This is a genomic window from Oceanicaulis sp., from assembly GCF_965249665.1.
In the GTDB taxonomy this organism is placed as follows: domain Bacteria; phylum Pseudomonadota; class Alphaproteobacteria; order Caulobacterales; family Maricaulaceae; genus Oceanicaulis.
The window spans coordinates 604,687-620,143 of sequence record NZ_OZ252247.1; the positions used below are offsets into that span (position 1 = coordinate 604,687).

Below are 15,457 nucleotides of genomic sequence, written 5' to 3' on the forward strand. Positions count from 1 at the left end.
AGCCGGCCCTGACGGTCTAGTTTTCACACCATGCGACGCGCCACCGCCTTCTTTCGAGCCCGCGCCGCGCTTTTATGGGAGCGCGCCGCCCCGGTGCTGATTGGCCCCGCGGCACTGCTGGGCCTGTACCTGATATTGGCCATTTTTGGCGTTTTCGAACGTCTGGGCGATCCATGGCGTCTGATCAGCCTGGCGCTGACCCTGGGCGGCGCCGCTGCTTTTATCCGCTGGCGACTGCCCGCTTTTGCCTGGCCCGATCAGACCGAAATCGAACGTCGGATCGAGGATGATAGCGGCCTGACCGACCGCCCGTTTGAGGCCTTGCGCGATGTTCCGGCGTCCGGCGAGGCGGCCCTGTGGGACGCGCACATCACCCGCATGCGGGCCCGGCTTGAACACGCCCGCGCGCGCCGTCCGAAAGCGGCCTGGGGCCGGCTTGACCCTTACGGTCTGCGCGCCAGCGTGCTTCTGGTGCTCATCACCGGGGCGTTTCTGTCAGGCGAGTTGGCGGGCCCGCGCCTGTCGGACGCCTTTGCGCCACGCCTTCTGGCGGGCGGCGGGCAGGATGCGCGCGTGGATCTGTGGGTTGAAGCGCCGGAATATACCAATCGGCCCGCCTTGTTCCTGCGGGACCGTCGCAGCGCCGAGATCCCTGAAGGCTCGGTGCTGTTCGCCCGTATCGCCGGGCTGAACCGCGCGCCCAGCATTTCCGGCGCGCCCTCAAGCACTGAAACCCTGTCAGACGGCGTGCAACTGGCCCGCATCGAACCGCAATCAGATGGCGTGATCAGCCTGCGCGCCGGACGTTTGCGTGAAAGCGTGGACCTGTCCCTGATCGAAGACACCCCGCCCCATCTGACCTTCGCTGCGGAACCTGAAGGTGATGCGCAAGGCCGTCTCAAACTCGAATTCGTCGCCGAAGATGATTACGGGCTGGAGACGATTTATCTTGAATACGCTCAAGCGCCGGGCATCGACGGCGCGACCGCATCAGACTTCAAGCGCGTTGAGATCAGCCCCGGCCAAATCCGCCCCTCCGAAGAAGACGGCCTGAGCCTGGCCGAGATTGACTTGTCGCGCGATCCGCTGGCGGGTGAGCGCGTGGTGATCCGACTGGCGGGCGTGGACGGCGCGGGACAGCGCGGGCAAAGCGGCGAAATGACGATCACCCTGCCCCAGCGCGTGTTCCTGAACCCGTTGGCCCGCTCGGTCGCTGGCGAACGCCGCCGCTTTCTTCAGGTCTCCAACGATTATGCGGCCATGCCTGAGGGTCCGGCGCGCAATACCGGCTTTCTGGACGACCAGCCGCGACGCCGTCTGGACCGCGCGCCCGATGAAGTTCAGCGTCTGGCGCTGGCGCTCAACGCCGCCAGCGACGCCCCGCCGCGCTATTTTAACGATCCCGTTGTCTGGATGGGGCTGCGCACCGCCCTGATGGAAGTGCGCCGGGCGCGTGAGCTCGGCGAGCTTGATCATATGGAGAGCGATTTGTGGGAGATCGCTCTGCGTGCAGAGCTGGGCAGTCTGGCCGATGCGGAAGCCGCCCTCGCCGCTGCTGAACGCGCTCTGGCGGATGCGTTAGCGCGTGGAGCGGACCAGATCGAGATTTCCGCTTTGCTTGATGCGTTCGAGCAGGCCATGGACCGCTATATGCAGCTTCTGATGCGCGAAGCCGCCGAGGCGGGCCGCTACGCCGAAGGGGGCGGGGGCGGCGGCATGAGTGCAGACATGCTCGAACAGCTGCTTGAGGCGCTGCGCGAAGCGACTGAGCTTGGCGATACGCAAGGCTCGCGTCAGGCGCTGGCCATGCTCGCTGAACTTCTACGCAACATGCAGGTGACCCTGGGTCAGGGCGAAGGCGATGGTGAGGGGGAAAGCGCTGCAGCGCAGGCCCTGCGCGAAGCGCTGGAAGAGCTGAGCGACACGATCACCGAGCAACGCAGCCTGATGGAAGACACGTTCAACGCCCAACGTGACAGCCAGCAGGGCCAGACCGGCGAGGCCGGCCGTGATCCCTTGTCTGATCCGCTGGCGCCGGGCGAGGCTGAACCCGGCGGGTCTGTGGATGACGGCGAACAGAGTTTTGAACGTCAGGACGAGGGCGAAGGCCCAAGCCTGCGCGATCTGGCCGACCCACAGGAAGATTTGCCCGGCGGTTTGGGCGATCTGGACGATTCCTTGCCCGGCGGCGAAGCCGGTGAGGACGCACGTCAGGCGCTTGATGACGCCCGCCGGGCTATGGAAGGCGCCGCCCGCGCCTTGCGCGAGGGCAATGGCGAAGACGCCCTGGCCCTTCAGGATGAAGCGCTGGAGGGGCTCCGCAGCACCGCCCAGTCGGCCGCCCAGGCGCTGGAAGACGAATTGCGTCAAGGCGATGATGGAGAGGGTTCTGACCCGCTCGGCCGCGGCGCTGCGGAGGGTCAGGACACGAACCTGCCCAGCGAGAGCGAACGCCAGCGGGCCCGTGACATCTTGGAGGAATTGCGTCGCCGCGCCGCTGAACGCGGTCGCCCCCAGGAAGAGCTCGATTATATCGACCGCCTGCTGGAACGCTTCTAGGCTTTAATGATGACCCGTTGCATGCGGCTCAGCCTCATGGGTCTCGCCATGACCTGAAGCGTCATGGGCGTCGTCATGAGACGGCGTTGCGTGATCAGTCCCTTCCGCGGCAGGAGCAGAAGGGCTCTGATGCGCAGATACGTCCTCTTGGGCGATGATCACCTCCACCCGGACCGCGCCTTCGGGCACGTCCTCAAGATGGGTGTAGAACCGTTCTGCTCCGCCTGCAGGCAAGGCTGCGGAGTTCAGCGGCACCGGCCAGCTGTTCAATACAGCGCCCTGCGCGTCAAGCACACGGGCGTTGAGCGGCACAGTCGGGCGGTCCCCGCCCGTGATGTTTTCCAGCACGCCTTCAACATACAGTCCGCCCTCCTCAAAGCTGGCGGTCAGCATGCCCACTTCCAGGCCATAGGGGTTGATGTCCAGGCCCACTGCCGCATAAGCGCCTGCGGTCCGCGGCCAGGTCTCAACGATATTGACCCGAAAAACCACGGCGCTGATCAGGGCGACGGCGACACAGGCGGCGACGCCAGCCCAGCCTGCGCCTTCAACGGCCATGGCTTTCTTGCGGCGCTGCTGCTCGGCGCGCGCGCGCACGGCGGCGGCCGGTTTTTCCCGGATGGAGGGCGCGGGCTCTTCATCAAACTCCGCTGCAGACGGCTCTGGCGCCGCCTCGCTGGCGTCAAAGCTCGGCTCCACAGGTTCGTTCAGCGTCAGACCTTCATCTTCCACGACCCAGGAGTGTGCGCAGGCGGCGCACTTCACCTTATTGCCGCGTGCGGCCAGGGCTGCTGCATCCACGCGATATTTCGCCTCGCAGCTGGGACAGGTCACGATCATGGACGGACGCCTCGCTTGTCCTGCATAGTCGACTTCGAATTCACGCCAAGCTGCGGTAAGCCAGACTCATGAGCTCAGACCCGAACGATATGACGCCCGAAGCTCAAGCCAATGAGACGACGGTGCGCTTTGATTCCGTGGGCATGCGCTATGGTCGGGGGCCCGAAGTGCTTAGCGACCTGAGCTTTGATTTACCAAGCGGAAGTTTCCATTTCCTCACCGGTCCGTCCGGTGCTGGAAAGTCTTCGCTGTTGCGACTTATTTATCGCGCTGAACGCCCCTCACGCGGGTTGATCACACTCTTCGGGCGCGACGCCTCGCTCTTGCCACGCGACGCGCTCCCCGCCTTGCGTCGACGAATCGGCGTAGTGTTCCAGGATTTCCGTCTGCTCGACCATCTCACTGTGTTCGATAATGTCGCCCTGCCGCTGCGGGTCGCGGGACAGGCGCGCGCCGCCTATGCCGAGGATGTGGCGGAATTACTCGCCTGGGTCGGGCTGGGCGACCGGATGGACGCCTTCCCCTCGACCCTGTCAGGCGGCGAACAACAGCGCGCCGCCATTGCGCGCGCCGTGATTTCAAAACCGGACCTGTTGATCGCGGACGAACCCACCGGCAATGTGGATCCGGAAATGGCGCGACGCCTGTTGCGCCTGTTTGTCGAGCTGAACCGGCTGGGCGCGACCGTCTTGATGGCTACCCATGATCTGACTCTGGTCAACAGCCTGAACGCCCCCGTACTGGAGCTCTCTGACGGGCGGCTGGTGGGCAAGGTGCGCGCCGCATGAGTGAAAAGCAGAGCAAATCTCCGCGCGTCGCGCCTTTGCTGCCTCCTGATTCAGGGCGAGATCGGCCCTTGTTCGCGGTGGCGGCCATTCTGGTGTTTCTCGCCTGCCTCTCCGCCTTTGGCGCCGCCGGCGCCTGGCGGGCCGCGGATGGCTGGACCGATCAACTGACCGCTGAAATCACCGTCCAGATTCTGCCCGGCGATGGACGGGACGCGGATGCGGACGCCGTCGCAGCCGCTGAAGCCATCTCCCGTCTGCCCGGCGTGACCGGGGTGACTGCGCTGGACCGGGCCGAGGCCGAGCGCCTGGTCAGTCCCTGGCTCGGCACAGCGGATCTGCCTGAAGATTTGCCCATCCCGCGTCTGGTCGCGGTTCAGATCGACGCCGAGGCGCCGCCCGCCACAGGCGCGATTGAAGCGCTGTTGTCTGATGAACCCTATGACATTCTGGTCGACGACCATCAACGTTGGGAAGATGCCGTGCAGCGCGCCGCCAACGCTGTGCGCTATTTCGCCCTGGGGCTGGTGCTGCTGCTGACCATCGCCGCCGCCGCCGTGGTCGCGTTCGCTGCCCGCGCATCGCTCGCCGCACGCTGGGATGTGGCTGAAGCCCTGCATCTTGTGGGCGCGCCGGACCGCTATGTGACCGGTCTGTTTCAGCAACGGTTTTTCTTTCTCGGTCTGAAGTCGGGACTGGCGGGCTCGGTCGCTGCGGCGCTCGCGGCTTTGGGTCTGGCGCAAGCGGGCGCGGCGTCGGGCGGTTTGTTTTTCGTTCCCACGCTGGAGCTGGGCTGGAGCGCTTTGCTGATCCCGCCACTGGCCGCCCTGATTGCGGCGCTTATCGCCGCCCTGGCGGCGCGCTCCGCGGTCTCAAGCGATTTGAAGGCGCGGTGGATATGAGCACTGGCCGTTTTTTGCGCCTCGCAGCGTTCATCCTGCTGACCGCCTATGTGGTGGGGTTCGCCCTGTTCGTGCGCCAGGCGCGCACTTTCACCCCCGATCTGACGGTCAATGCAGAGGCCATCGTGGTCCTGACTGGCGGCCCGAACCGGGTCAGCAGCGCCACGGCTTTGTTACGAGACGGCTCGGGCGACCGCCTTTTAATATCCGGGGTGAATCCAGACAGCCCGCCCGCCGATATCGCCGCCGCGGCCGGCGCTTCTGAAGACCTTTTTGCGTGCTGCGTGGATATCGGACTTCAGGCGGCTGACACCATTGGCAATGCGGCCGAAACTGCCGCTTGGGCGCGGTCGCATGGCTATGAGCATCTGATCGTAGTGACCAGCGACTACCATATGCCACGCGCGCTGCTGGAGCTGCAGGCGGCCATGCCGGATGTGCGCCTGAGCGCCTATGGCGTGCCGGCGCCGGCGCCCTGGAGCGGCGGTCACGAAGCCCGGCGCTGGATGGTTGAGTATGTAAAATACGCCGCCGTCTATGGACGTGAGCGCTTTCGCACGCTTTAAGCCCTTCTGAACTGTCGAGGAGACATCCGTGGCCGCACTCAGGTCAGCTGTTTTTGTAGTCTGGATGTACGGGCTGATGCTCGTGATGGGGCTTGTGTGCGCCCCGTTCCTGCTGGGTCCGCGCGCTGGCGTGAAGGCCTGCATGCGGCTCTATCTGAGCCTTGTATTCGGCGGCCTGCATTGGATTTGCGGTATTCGTTACGAAGTGCGCGGCCGCGAGCATCTGCCTGAAGGCGGTGCGCTGATCGCCTCCAAACACCAGTCCATGTTTGAAACCCTGGCGTTCTGGGCGATCCTCGACGACCCGGCGATCATCTTGAAAAAAGAATTGTCCTACCTGCCTGTCTTTGGCTGGTATGCGATGAAGCTCAAGAACATCAAGGTCGACCGCGCCGCCGGGGCCAAGGCACTGCGCGACATGCTCAAACAGGCGCGCCAACGTGCATCTGAAGGGCGGCAAGTGGTGATCTTCCCGCAAGGCACGCGGCTGGAACCCGGCGAGCACGACAGTTACAAACCCGGCGTGGTCGGGCTTTACAACGCCATGAAGACGCCCTGCATACCCGTGGCGCTCAATTCGGGCCTGTACTGGCCGCCCCATGGCTTTGTACGCAAACCCGGCTTGATCATTGTCGAGTTCCTGCCCCCGATCGCCCCAGGGCTGGGCAAAGACGCCTTTATGGCCGAACTCCAAACCCGGATTGAAACAGCGTCCGACGCGCTGTTGCCCGACACTCCCAGGAAAGACGCAGCATGATCGGCAAACCGGCCACCGACACACCACCGAGGAGGCTTGGCCTCTACGTGCCTTTCGGGCTTCTGGCGGTCGCCGTTCTCGTGCATGCGATCTATTGGGTCATGATGTCCGGCCAGATCCGTCAATCCGCGCAAACCTGGATCGATGACAGGATCGCAGCGGGATACGCTATCGACTACAGCACAATGACTGTGCGCGGCTATCCGTTCCGATTCACCCTGCACCTGTCAGACTATGAGATCTCCGCGCCGGCAGATGCGGGCGGTTGGCGCATCGCCGTCGATAACGGAACCGCCAGCGCCCAGTTCTACAATCTCAATCACTGGATCGTCGGCCTGAACGAGCGCGTTGTGCTGGGAACAACCGTCGAAGGGGAGCCTGCACAGTACGAACTGCGAAGCGAGCAGGCTCGGTTCAGCCTGATCACTCGCAACGGCGTCACCCGCCAGATTGGCGCTGAGATCACGGCGCTCCAGGTGCAAGCGCTCTCAGGGCCGCAACCGCCCACCTCGGCGATAGAGCGGGTCGCCATGACCGGCCGCATCTCTGAAACCGGAGATTTCCTGAGCGGCATCATCGTGGAAGGCTTGCGCTTTGACGACTCCCGGCTGGACGATCCGCTTCAGGCCGCATTTGGAGGCACCGTCCAACTCTACCAGCTCGACAGTGTCTTGACTGAGTTTGACACCTTGTCGCTCGCGGGCGATCCGCTGGCCTGGACCCGTGCGGACGGGCGCCTGATCATCCGCCAGACTCGCCTGGACTGGGGACCTGCTGCCCTGACAGGGGCTGGCGAAGTCACCCTGGATCGTCAAATTCGCCCGGCCGGACGGTTGAGCGTCGTCGTCTCTGACCCTGAAAGCCTGATCACCGCGTTGGAAGACGCCCGGCTGGTTTATGACGAACAGGGCGCTGCTCTGCGCCTCGCTGCGATGATGGCGCCGCGCCGGGATGACGGCATCGCTCTGCCCTTCTTGCTGCAAGATGGCGGTTTGTTCCTGGGGCCGGCCCGGATCGGGGATCTCGACACGCTGGACTAAGCGCCGCCGACGGTGCTCCATAAAATAACCCGGACGATGACCGTCCGGGTTTTTTGTTGGATCAGGCTTGATCGCCTAGCCCTTGGTGAAAGCCTCAAGCGCGTCCACCACGGCGCGGTTATGCGCGTCCAGACCCACCGAGATCCGCAGTGCGTTCGGCAAGCCATAGGGCTGCACGCCGCGTACGATCAGGCCGCGTTCCGCCAGGAATGTATTGGCGTCATCGGCGGTTTTGCCCGGAGTTTCGGGAAAATGGACCAGCACGAAATTGCACACGGACGGCGTCACTTCGAGCCCGAGCCCCCCCAGTTGCTGTGTCAGGAAGGCCAGCGACTGATCGTTATGGGCTTTTGATTTGGCGACGAACTCCGCATCCTGGATCGCCTCCACGCCGGCTTCAATAGCGGGCAGATTGACGTTGAACGGACCCCGGACGCGGTGGATGACATCCACCACCTCTTTGGGGCCGTACATCCAGCCCAGACGCAGGCCGGCCAGGCCATGAATTTTCGAGAAGGTGCGCGTGACGACCACATTGTCGTATTCACTCACCAGCGCCAGCGGGTCTTCGTAATCGGGGGCATCGACAAACTCGCCATAGGCGCAGTCAACAACCAGCAGCGTGGTCTCCGGCAGGCCGTCACGAAGTCGACGGATTTCCGAGCCCGGAATCCAGGTGCCGGTGGGATTGTTGGGGTTGGCCAGGAAAACGATCTTGGCGTCATCGCCCGCCGTCTCGATCAGCGCATCCACATCCGCCGTGTAATGCTTTTCCGGAGCCGAGACGATCTCGGCGCCCGATTGCATCGCCACCAGGCGATAGACCAGAAAGCCGTACTGGCTCTGAACGACCTTGTCGCCGGGCGCCAGATAGGCCTTGCCGATCAGCTGCAGCAATTCATCAGAGCCAGCTCCGCAGACGATCTGCTCCGCCTTGATATTTTCCACCTTGGCGATGGCGTCGCGCAGCGCTGTGGCGCCGCCGTCGGGATAGGTGTGCAGGACGCTCGCCGAAGCCTTGAACGCCTCAGCGGCCTTCGGGCTGCACCCCAGCGCGTTCTCGTTAGAGGACAGCTTCACCGCCCCCTCGGGTGCAGCGGCGCCGGGCACATAGGGTTTGATGTCAAGAAGACCGGGACGGGGCTGAAGCGTCATGATGCGCCTTTCTGCTCATCTGAATGCGACGTCGTATCTGAGCGAGGAGATAGCGCGGGCCTTGTCGCGCCTTCAAGGCTCTTTCTGCGCACACGCTGAGTCGCGCCGCCCGGACGCACCGCGCCCACATGCTTGACCGCCTCACTGAGGATCAACCCGCCAAAGGCCGGCCACAGCCGCTCGCCGGTCGACTCAAAGGCGCGCACGGTCTTTGGCCCGCACGCGAACCGCCAGGGCGGCGCGTAGAGGGCGCGCGACCAGGCGACGGGTTCAAACAGGGCGCCGCTCAGCAAGCCCCCAAGCTGGCTGCGCGAAAACGGACGGCCATGTCCAAACGGGGTTGAATCCACACGCGACCACAGACCGGAGCGATGTGCGGCGATCACCAGCAATCGCCCTTCAGGCGCCATGACCCGCCACACCTCACGCAGCAGACGCGCCGGATCAGCGGCTTCTTCAAGGGCGTGCACCAAGATGACGCGATCAAACAAAGCCTCTTTGAAACCAAATCTCTGTTCATCGCCCAGCATGGTCAGCCCGCCCTTCCCGACGCCTTGGGACGGCCAGGGAACCGCGCCCTGAGCGGCGGGCATGAAGGCGATCGTGCGTCGCGCGCCATCTCTGAACGGCTCAAGGAAAGGCGGCGCATAGCCGAAACCGAGCATGTCCAGCCCGTCCACATCAGGCCAAAGCGCCTGAATCCGACGCTGCACCATATCGCGCGCCGCCCGACCGGGGGGCGTGCGGTAAAAGCGGGCGATGTCCAGCGCGTCGGTTCGCATCAGTCAGCTCATGGAAACACGGTTCAGCCCCATGCTAGGCTGTTCCTCTAATCTGGGTAAGGCTGGGCCCCAGTCAAAGACTCCATTGTGTGAAAGGCGACCGTATGGCGCTCGACATCCGACAGTTTCCCTGTCTGCAGGACAATTACGGCTTTCTGATCCGGTGTTCTGAAACCGGCGCGGTCGCTGTGATCGACACGCCCGAAGCCGAGGTCATTCTTGAAGAGTCCCAGACGCTGGGCTGGCCCATCACGGCGATCTGGAACACCCACCATCATTGGGATCATGCCGGCGGCAACGCCGCCATCGCCAAAGCCACGGGCGCGCAGATCGTCGCGCCGCGCGCCGAACAGGCCACAATCGGCCATGTGGATCAGCCAGTCATACCCGGCGACACGGTGATGCTCGGCAAGGAGCGCGCGCAGGTGATTGATGTGGGCGGACATACCTTGGGTCACATCGCCTACTGGTTCGAGGATGCGGGCGTCGCCTTTGTCGGTGACAGCCTGTTCGCATTGGGCTGCGGTCGCATGTTTGAAGGCACACCCGAACAGATGCAGGCCGGGCTGGCGCGATTGCGTCATCTGCCGCCGGAAACCGTGATCTATTGCGCCCATGAATACACCCAGGCCAATGCTCGCTTTGCCTTGAGCGTCGACCCCGACAATCAGGCCCTGCAAAGCTATGCGCGGCGCGTGGACGCCTTGCGTGCTGACGATCAGCCGACCATCCCCACCGTTCTGGCGGCGGAATGCGAAGCCAATCCGTTTCTGAGATGGGATGATGAAGGCTTGCGCGATCGGCTGGGTCTGCCGTCAGCCAGCGATGCGGAGGTCTTCGCCGAGCTACGTCGGCGCAAGGACGCTTTCTGATCAGGCCGCCTGAGCGTGCGGCTCCAGGCTGAGCGCAGCGTCGAAATCCTCAAACAGGCCTCGCGCTTCGGCGACCGGCAGGTCGGCGGCGTCCCGATCCCCGACCCAGAAGCGCCAGGAGGCGCACACATGCTGGATGCGGCTCATATCCTCGCCCATCTCCACAAACATGTCCGGCGCCATCATCAGAAATTGCGACAGGGCGGCGCCGTCGCCATCCTTGATAAAGCGCGAAAACTGATCGTGGTATTGTGACAGGCGGTTTTGCACCCGCGCCCAGCGCTGACCGGCCAATCGGGCGATGCCGCTCATGGCCTGGCGATACTCATCGCGGTCACCGGCGTTCAGCTGTCCCAGATTGAGCTGCTTCAGGGACGTGATGAAATCAGACAATTCCCGATTACAGCTGCCCGCGCGCCAGCAATAGTACAGCGTGCCTTTCCAGCCGTTTACACCGTCACGGTACTGTTCGGGCGACATATTCAGCGCCAGACGCAACACATCGAGCTTGGAGGAGGTATGGTCTTCAAACAGGGTCGACGCCAGTTTGCGCGCCTTGGCCAGGGAGCCATCCTGGTCTGAGTTCAACGCCCGGCGAACCAGAAGATTGATCTGCCCGGCTACAAACTCACTGATGGCGCTGAGCTCACGCTCGTTCATCTCAAAATAGGCGTCAGACACCGGCCGGTCCGTCAATCTGAAGTGATCGAACAAGAGATAGGGATCAAAAGACGGCAGCTTCGACAGCCCTCTCAAGCGCGTGATGTCATCGCGGAAACGCGGCAAGCTGCGTGACACGCCCAGATGGCTGCTCAGCTTCTCATCCAGCGCCGGGTCCTCAACGAAAATGCTGTGACCGCCCGTATCCAGATTGCGTTCGGACATCGGGATAATGATCTTGGTGGCCGAGATGCGGGCGCCGCTCAGCTGTTCACGCTCCCAGGGCCGCAAGGTGTGTTTCACAATGAAGCTGGTATTGAGGCGTTTGGTGTTGAACATGGCGGTCTTGCTGCTCATGCCCAGCGAGCCGGCGCGTTCGTGAACCGACAACAGATCCATCACACGGCTTGTCGAGCCGCCTGATTTGAGCAATTTCAGTTTCCCAAACATGTTTTGGGTCATGGACCAGCACCTGTTCTACTATGAGAACGTTTTGCAATTATCAGGCCAAAAGGACGGGCATCATGACTCCATCGAGCGATCTGGGCGTGAACGAGATCATTCGCATGCTCGGCATGACGCCTCACCCTGAGGGCGGCCATTATGTCGAGACCCATCGCGCCGCTCCGGGCCCGGATGGCCGATCGCGCTTTACAGCGATCTATTTCCTGCTCGCCGCCGATCAGGTCTCGGCCTGGCACAAGGTCGACGCCGATGAAACCTGGCTCTGGCAGGCCGGCGCCCCCCTGTCGCTCAGCTGGAGCGAGGACGGGGTCAGCGCGCGCAATCAAAGGCTGGGCCCCAATCTGAGGTCCGGAGAACGCCCGCAACTCGTCATTCCCGCTCACGCCTGGCAGACGGCGGAATCCCTGGGCGCCTGGACGCTGGTCAGCTGTCTGGTCGCGCCAGGATTTGAATTTGAGGGATTTGAAATGGCGCCAAACGACTGGCGCCCAGGTCCGGACGGCGCGCCCTGACACGCTGTGTCAGCGGGCCTGGCTCTCAAAGCTCTGGCGGATCAGGGCCGAGCTGGGGCGACCGCCATAGCCCATGGACGGCGTGATGGAGATGTCGAGAACCTGTCCGTCGTACGTGACGCGTGGACGTTCGCCCACGCCCAGCCGCACCACTTGCAAATCACGGACACTGCGCCGCGGCGCCAGATCCGCCCCCCGTCGCACCATGCGCATGGCGTCCGCCATATAGGCGTTGCCTTCGGGATCAAGCGCCGTCAGCTCGGCGCGCACTTCATTGCGCGATATCTGGGCGAGCGCTTGCGCCATGTCGGTCGCCGCGCGTTCCAGCGCAGTGTCTTCCATGGGCTGGACTTCAAACCCCCGCGCCTGCCCGACCGGTTCCACGATCACGCCATCAGGACGGTCGGAGGGGAAATACGTCCAGCCGCCCAGATTGGACTGACGCAACATCACGCGGCCTGTATCGGTCAGCCACACTTCACCGCCGCCCGCTGCGCGCGCCTGATACACGGCCAGCACTTCATCATCGCTGCCCTCTTGGATCAGCGGCATCCGCGCCGAGCGATCAAAAACAAAGCCGCCCCGACCATCCGCCCGCTCGAACCATAGCGAGCGCTCAACGGTCTGAACCTCCTGCCCCAGCATGCGCCGGAACGGGTTGGGTTGGGCGACGCCTTCCGCAGTCGCCAGCGCGCAAAGCCCGGCGCTGACAACAAGAAGGCCAAAAATACCACGTTTCATGGCGATGGAGTGTAAACCGCTTCAGGGCGATTTCGAGGCGCAAGCAAGGTGTGACTGCGACGGATCACAGTTAGACCAAATACTGGCCGCCATTGGCCGTTAGCGTGGAGCCGGTAATGAAACCCGCATCATCAGAGGACAAGAACACGACGCAACGCGCAATCTCTTGCGCTTCGCCCAAGCGACCCACGGGAATTGTGGATATGATTTGTTGGCGCACATCTTCAGGCACCGCCATCACCATTTCAGTGGCGATATAGCCTGGGCAGATCGCGTTGACGGTGATGCCCTTGCGCGCGCCCTCTTGGGCCAGCGCTTTGGTAAAGCCAAGATCGCCCGCCTTCGCCGCGGAATAATTGGCCTGGGCGAACTGACCCTTCTGGCCGTTGATCGAGGAGATCGTGATGATTCTCCCAAAGCCACGCTCCCGCATGCCCGGCCACACCGGGTGGGTCATGTTGAAGACGCCGCTGAGATTGGTGTCGATCACCTCTCGCCATTGGGTGGGTGACATTTTGTGAAACGGCGCATCGCGGGTGATGCCAGCATTGTTGACCAGGATGTCCACAGGGCCGAGCTTGGCCTCCACGTCCTTGATCCCCTGTTCACACGCTTCGTAATCGGCGACTGACCATTTGAAGCTCGGAATACCGGTCTCATCTGTAAACGCAGAGGCGACCTCATCATTGCCCGCATAATTTGCGCCGACAGCGTATCCGGCGTCTTTCAGCGCCACTGAAATAGCCCGCCCGATACCGCGTGTCCCGCCTGTGACCAAAGCTGTTCGCTGCATCACGATTTCCCCTTTGTCCTTCAGTACAAATCCGGGTTATGCTGCGCAGCATAACTATGTGGCGCACGCAGCAATCCAGCTGTGGCGGCCACACTTCGACCCCTGACGCCGCCTCTATGATTAATGACGTTGAATTGAAGCCGAGTCGAGCCGGATGTTATGGGACCATCGGAGTATTCAAGAGGGATCTTAGGGAGGACATCGCGTGACAGAAACCAAGACGTCTGACGTCGTAACGATCAAGAAATATGCGAACCGCCGCTTATACGACACGTCTGCAAGCCGTTATGTGACGTTGGACCATCTGCGCGAACTCGTCCGGGAGGGCCGTGATTTTAAAGTTATCGACGCAAAATCGGGTGACGATCTGACGCGGGGGGTGCTGGCCCAGATCATCTTCGAAGAGGAATCCAAAGGCGAAACACTGCTACCTGTGGAGTTTCTGCGTCAGCTGATTTCGTTTTACGGGGACTCGATGCAATCGATGGTCCCCAGCTATCTCCAGATGTCCATGGACACCTTGTCGCGTCAGCATCAAGCCATGCGCGAAAAGATGACAGGCGCCATGGGAGATGCGATGGGCGGCAACTCTATGGCCATGCTGGAAGAACAGACCAAGCGCAATATGGCGATGTTCCAGCAGGCAATGTCGATGTTCACGCCTTTCTCCACCGGCGCCGCCATGGGCGACATGCCCGCCGCGCCCTCCTCTGACACCCCGCGCAGCGATGATGTGCAATCCCTGCGCGATGAGCTTGAGGCCATGCGCCAGAAGCTGGATCAGCTGGCGAACAAGGAGTGACCCGTTTCATTTTGAACCGCCAACACAGTTAATGGCGCATTTAGAGACGTAAACGAAGCGTTAAAACTGGCCTGGACCTTGCTCGGTCCAGGCCATGTTTGTTTCTGGCTTCAATTCACCGCGCCGTCTGGCGCTGCCCGCGCCTTCCGCATCCCGAGCTGATCAGGTTCAACCTGTGACTCCGGGCGCGGCAAGTCGGCGTGAGGATCGCCGCAGCTCGGGCCGGTCTGACCGTCGCGCTACGAGAAACACTGACCCTGCCCCACAACCCGCTGTCGCGCGCGCAACCAGTGCCGTAGGCGTTCAGGTCCAAGCGGACTTCCCGCACCCTCGGCGCGGCCTGCGGGCGGACGCCAGCGAGCGAGCCCGGTACGCCCGGGCCTATGACAGCGCCCAGCAAGGCCTGACCCGCCAGCCCCCCGCGCGCAGCGAGGAGCGGTCGGCATGAGCGGGCTCTACACCCTCGACAATCTACATGACCGGTTCAGCCCGCTCTGGGATGGGTGTTGGGTGCTCACGCTTTTGTTCGTGATGATCTGAGCCCGCTGGCGATCAGGCAGAGTGAAGCTGGCCGAGCGCCAGAACATCGTCAGCTTTCCTGTCCGCCAGCCACTTAAGCGCGTCAGCGTCCAGCCCATGCTGAGCTTCAATCCGTAGCGCAGTCAGATCGGCCTGGTACTGAACGGCCAGCTGAGCCGGATCGAACGCATCTGACATCTCACCGGCGGTTTGAGCGCTTTCAAAACATCGCTCGAACTCAGCTCGCATGCGCCGAAGATAGACCCGGGACTGTTGCTGAAGTTCCGCATCCTCATCGGTAGCATTCAAGGCGGTCTTCACGATGATACAGGCGCGCGCCGGCCCCTGTGCGGATTTCACCTCACCGAAACCGCGCAGATAGCTCGCCAGCCCCTCCAGATAAGTCGGAGCTTGGGCAAGGGTGGCGCAGAAATCGTCCAGGCCGGCGTTAAAATATCTCTCCAGACACGCCAGGTAGAGCGCGCGTTTGCTTTTGAAGGCCGCATAAATACTGCCGGGCTTCATCGACAATGCCAGCTCGAGATCCTTGAGCGAAGTGGCGTGGTAGCCCTTGCGCCAAAACAGCTCGAGCGCCGCCGCCAGAGCTTGATCACGATTATAGGGTTGCGCGCGTTTCATGTTTTAAATCTGGGTCATTGGCGGTCTGTCGCCAAGCGTTCTGTGGAACCTTTATAGCTCACATTTGA

General features: G+C 62.7%; 16 protein-coding genes. 9 read left to right on the forward strand and 7 right to left on the reverse strand.

Translation table 11 applies throughout. From position 1 onward, the window contains the following. Positions 1-30 precede the first annotated feature (30 nt). Positions 31-2,559, forward strand: a complete 2,529-nt coding sequence (locus ACP154_RS02955; RefSeq protein WP_421857016.1) for a DUF4175 domain-containing protein — start codon at positions 31-33, stop codon at positions 2,557-2,559. Between the two features lie 3 nt (positions 2,560-2,562). On the opposite strand, the gene ACP154_RS02960 is transcribed toward ACP154_RS02955, so the two are convergent. After that, complete coding sequence (locus tag ACP154_RS02960) at positions 2,563-3,399, reverse strand: zinc-ribbon domain-containing protein (protein WP_421857013.1); 837 nt, start codon at positions 3,397-3,399, stop codon at positions 2,563-2,565. Positions 3,400-3,467: 68 nt separating this feature from the next. On the opposite strand from ACP154_RS02960, the gene ftsE reads away from it, so the two are divergent. From ftsE to ACP154_RS02985, 5 genes are read left to right on the forward strand one after another with little or no spacing between them, the layout of a single operon-like run. Then, complete coding sequence (ftsE, locus tag ACP154_RS02965) at positions 3,468-4,187, forward strand: cell division ATP-binding protein FtsE (RefSeq protein WP_107711587.1); 720 nt, start codon at positions 3,468-3,470, stop codon at positions 4,185-4,187. Beyond that, positions 4,184-5,086 (forward strand): cell division protein FtsX, encoded by a 903-nt coding sequence (locus ACP154_RS02970; protein ID WP_421857009.1) that lies wholly within the window; start codon positions 4,184-4,186, stop codon positions 5,084-5,086. The genes ftsE and ACP154_RS02970 overlap by 4 nt, the downstream gene beginning before the upstream one ends. Next, on the forward strand, positions 5,083-5,652 hold the full coding sequence (locus tag ACP154_RS02975; RefSeq protein WP_421857006.1) for a YdcF family protein: 570 nt from the start codon (positions 5,083-5,085) through the stop codon (positions 5,650-5,652). The genes ACP154_RS02970 and ACP154_RS02975 overlap by 4 nt, the downstream gene beginning before the upstream one ends. Positions 5,653-5,680: 28 nt before the next feature. Continuing rightward, a complete protein-coding gene (locus tag ACP154_RS02980) occupies positions 5,681-6,409 on the forward strand; it encodes a lysophospholipid acyltransferase family protein (protein WP_421857003.1) in 729 nt (242 codons plus the stop codon). Then, positions 6,406-7,449, forward strand: coding sequence for a DUF2125 domain-containing protein (locus ACP154_RS02985; RefSeq protein WP_421857000.1), 1,044 nt, complete (start codon positions 6,406-6,408; stop codon positions 7,447-7,449). The genes ACP154_RS02980 and ACP154_RS02985 overlap by 4 nt, the downstream gene beginning before the upstream one ends. 75 nt (positions 7,450-7,524) lie before the next feature. On the opposite strand, the gene hisC is transcribed toward ACP154_RS02985, so the two are convergent. Together hisC and ACP154_RS02995 are read right to left on the reverse strand one after the other, a co-directional pair. Beyond that, entirely contained in the window at positions 7,525-8,604 is a 1,080-nt protein-coding gene (gene hisC / locus ACP154_RS02990; protein WP_421856997.1) for a histidinol-phosphate transaminase, read from the reverse strand. Continuing rightward, the gene (locus ACP154_RS02995; RefSeq protein ID WP_421856994.1) at positions 8,601-9,386 is read right to left on the reverse strand and encodes a class I SAM-dependent methyltransferase; all 786 of its coding nucleotides are present in this window, start codon (positions 9,384-9,386) and stop codon (positions 8,601-8,603) included. The genes hisC and ACP154_RS02995 overlap by 4 nt, the downstream gene beginning before the upstream one ends. Positions 9,387-9,490: 104 nt before the next feature. Between ACP154_RS02995 and gloB the strand changes: the two genes are divergently transcribed. Then, positions 9,491-10,258 carry a hydroxyacylglutathione hydrolase gene (gene gloB, locus ACP154_RS03000; RefSeq protein WP_421856991.1) on the forward strand — a complete coding sequence of 256 codons (768 nt, stop codon included), beginning with the start codon at positions 9,491-9,493 and terminating at the stop codon, positions 10,256-10,258. Here the strand turns inward: gloB and ACP154_RS03005 are convergent, their stop codons facing one another. Then, positions 10,259-11,380 carry a hypothetical protein gene (locus tag ACP154_RS03005; protein ID WP_421856988.1) on the reverse strand — a complete coding sequence of 374 codons (1,122 nt, stop codon included), beginning with the start codon at positions 11,378-11,380 and terminating at the stop codon, positions 10,259-10,261. A 62-nt stretch (positions 11,381-11,442) separates the two neighbouring features. Between ACP154_RS03005 and ACP154_RS03010 the strand changes: the two genes are divergently transcribed. After that, positions 11,443-11,895 (forward strand): cupin domain-containing protein, encoded by a 453-nt coding sequence (locus ACP154_RS03010; RefSeq protein ID WP_421856985.1) that lies wholly within the window; start codon positions 11,443-11,445, stop codon positions 11,893-11,895. A 9-nt stretch (positions 11,896-11,904) separates the two neighbouring features. Here ACP154_RS03010 and ACP154_RS03015 read toward each other — a convergent pair whose 3' ends face one another. Next, positions 11,905-12,636, reverse strand: coding sequence for a DUF4908 domain-containing protein (locus tag ACP154_RS03015; RefSeq protein WP_421856982.1), 732 nt, complete (start codon positions 12,634-12,636; stop codon positions 11,905-11,907). 70 nt (positions 12,637-12,706) lie between these two features. Continuing rightward, on the reverse strand, positions 12,707-13,429 hold the full coding sequence (locus ACP154_RS03020) for a beta-ketoacyl-ACP reductase (protein WP_421856979.1): 723 nt from the start codon (positions 13,427-13,429) through the stop codon (positions 12,707-12,709). Positions 13,430-13,634: 205 nt separating this feature from the next. Between ACP154_RS03020 and phaR the strand changes: the two genes are divergently transcribed. After that, positions 13,635-14,231, forward strand: a complete 597-nt coding sequence (gene phaR / locus ACP154_RS03025; RefSeq protein WP_107711599.1) for a polyhydroxyalkanoate synthesis repressor PhaR — start codon at positions 13,635-13,637, stop codon at positions 14,229-14,231. Positions 14,232-14,783: 552 nt separating this feature from the next. On the opposite strand, the gene ACP154_RS03030 is transcribed toward phaR, so the two are convergent. Further along, entirely contained in the window at positions 14,784-15,389 is a 606-nt protein-coding gene (locus ACP154_RS03030; RefSeq protein ID WP_421856976.1) for a TetR/AcrR family transcriptional regulator, read from the reverse strand. Positions 15,390-15,457: the final 68 nt, after the last annotated feature.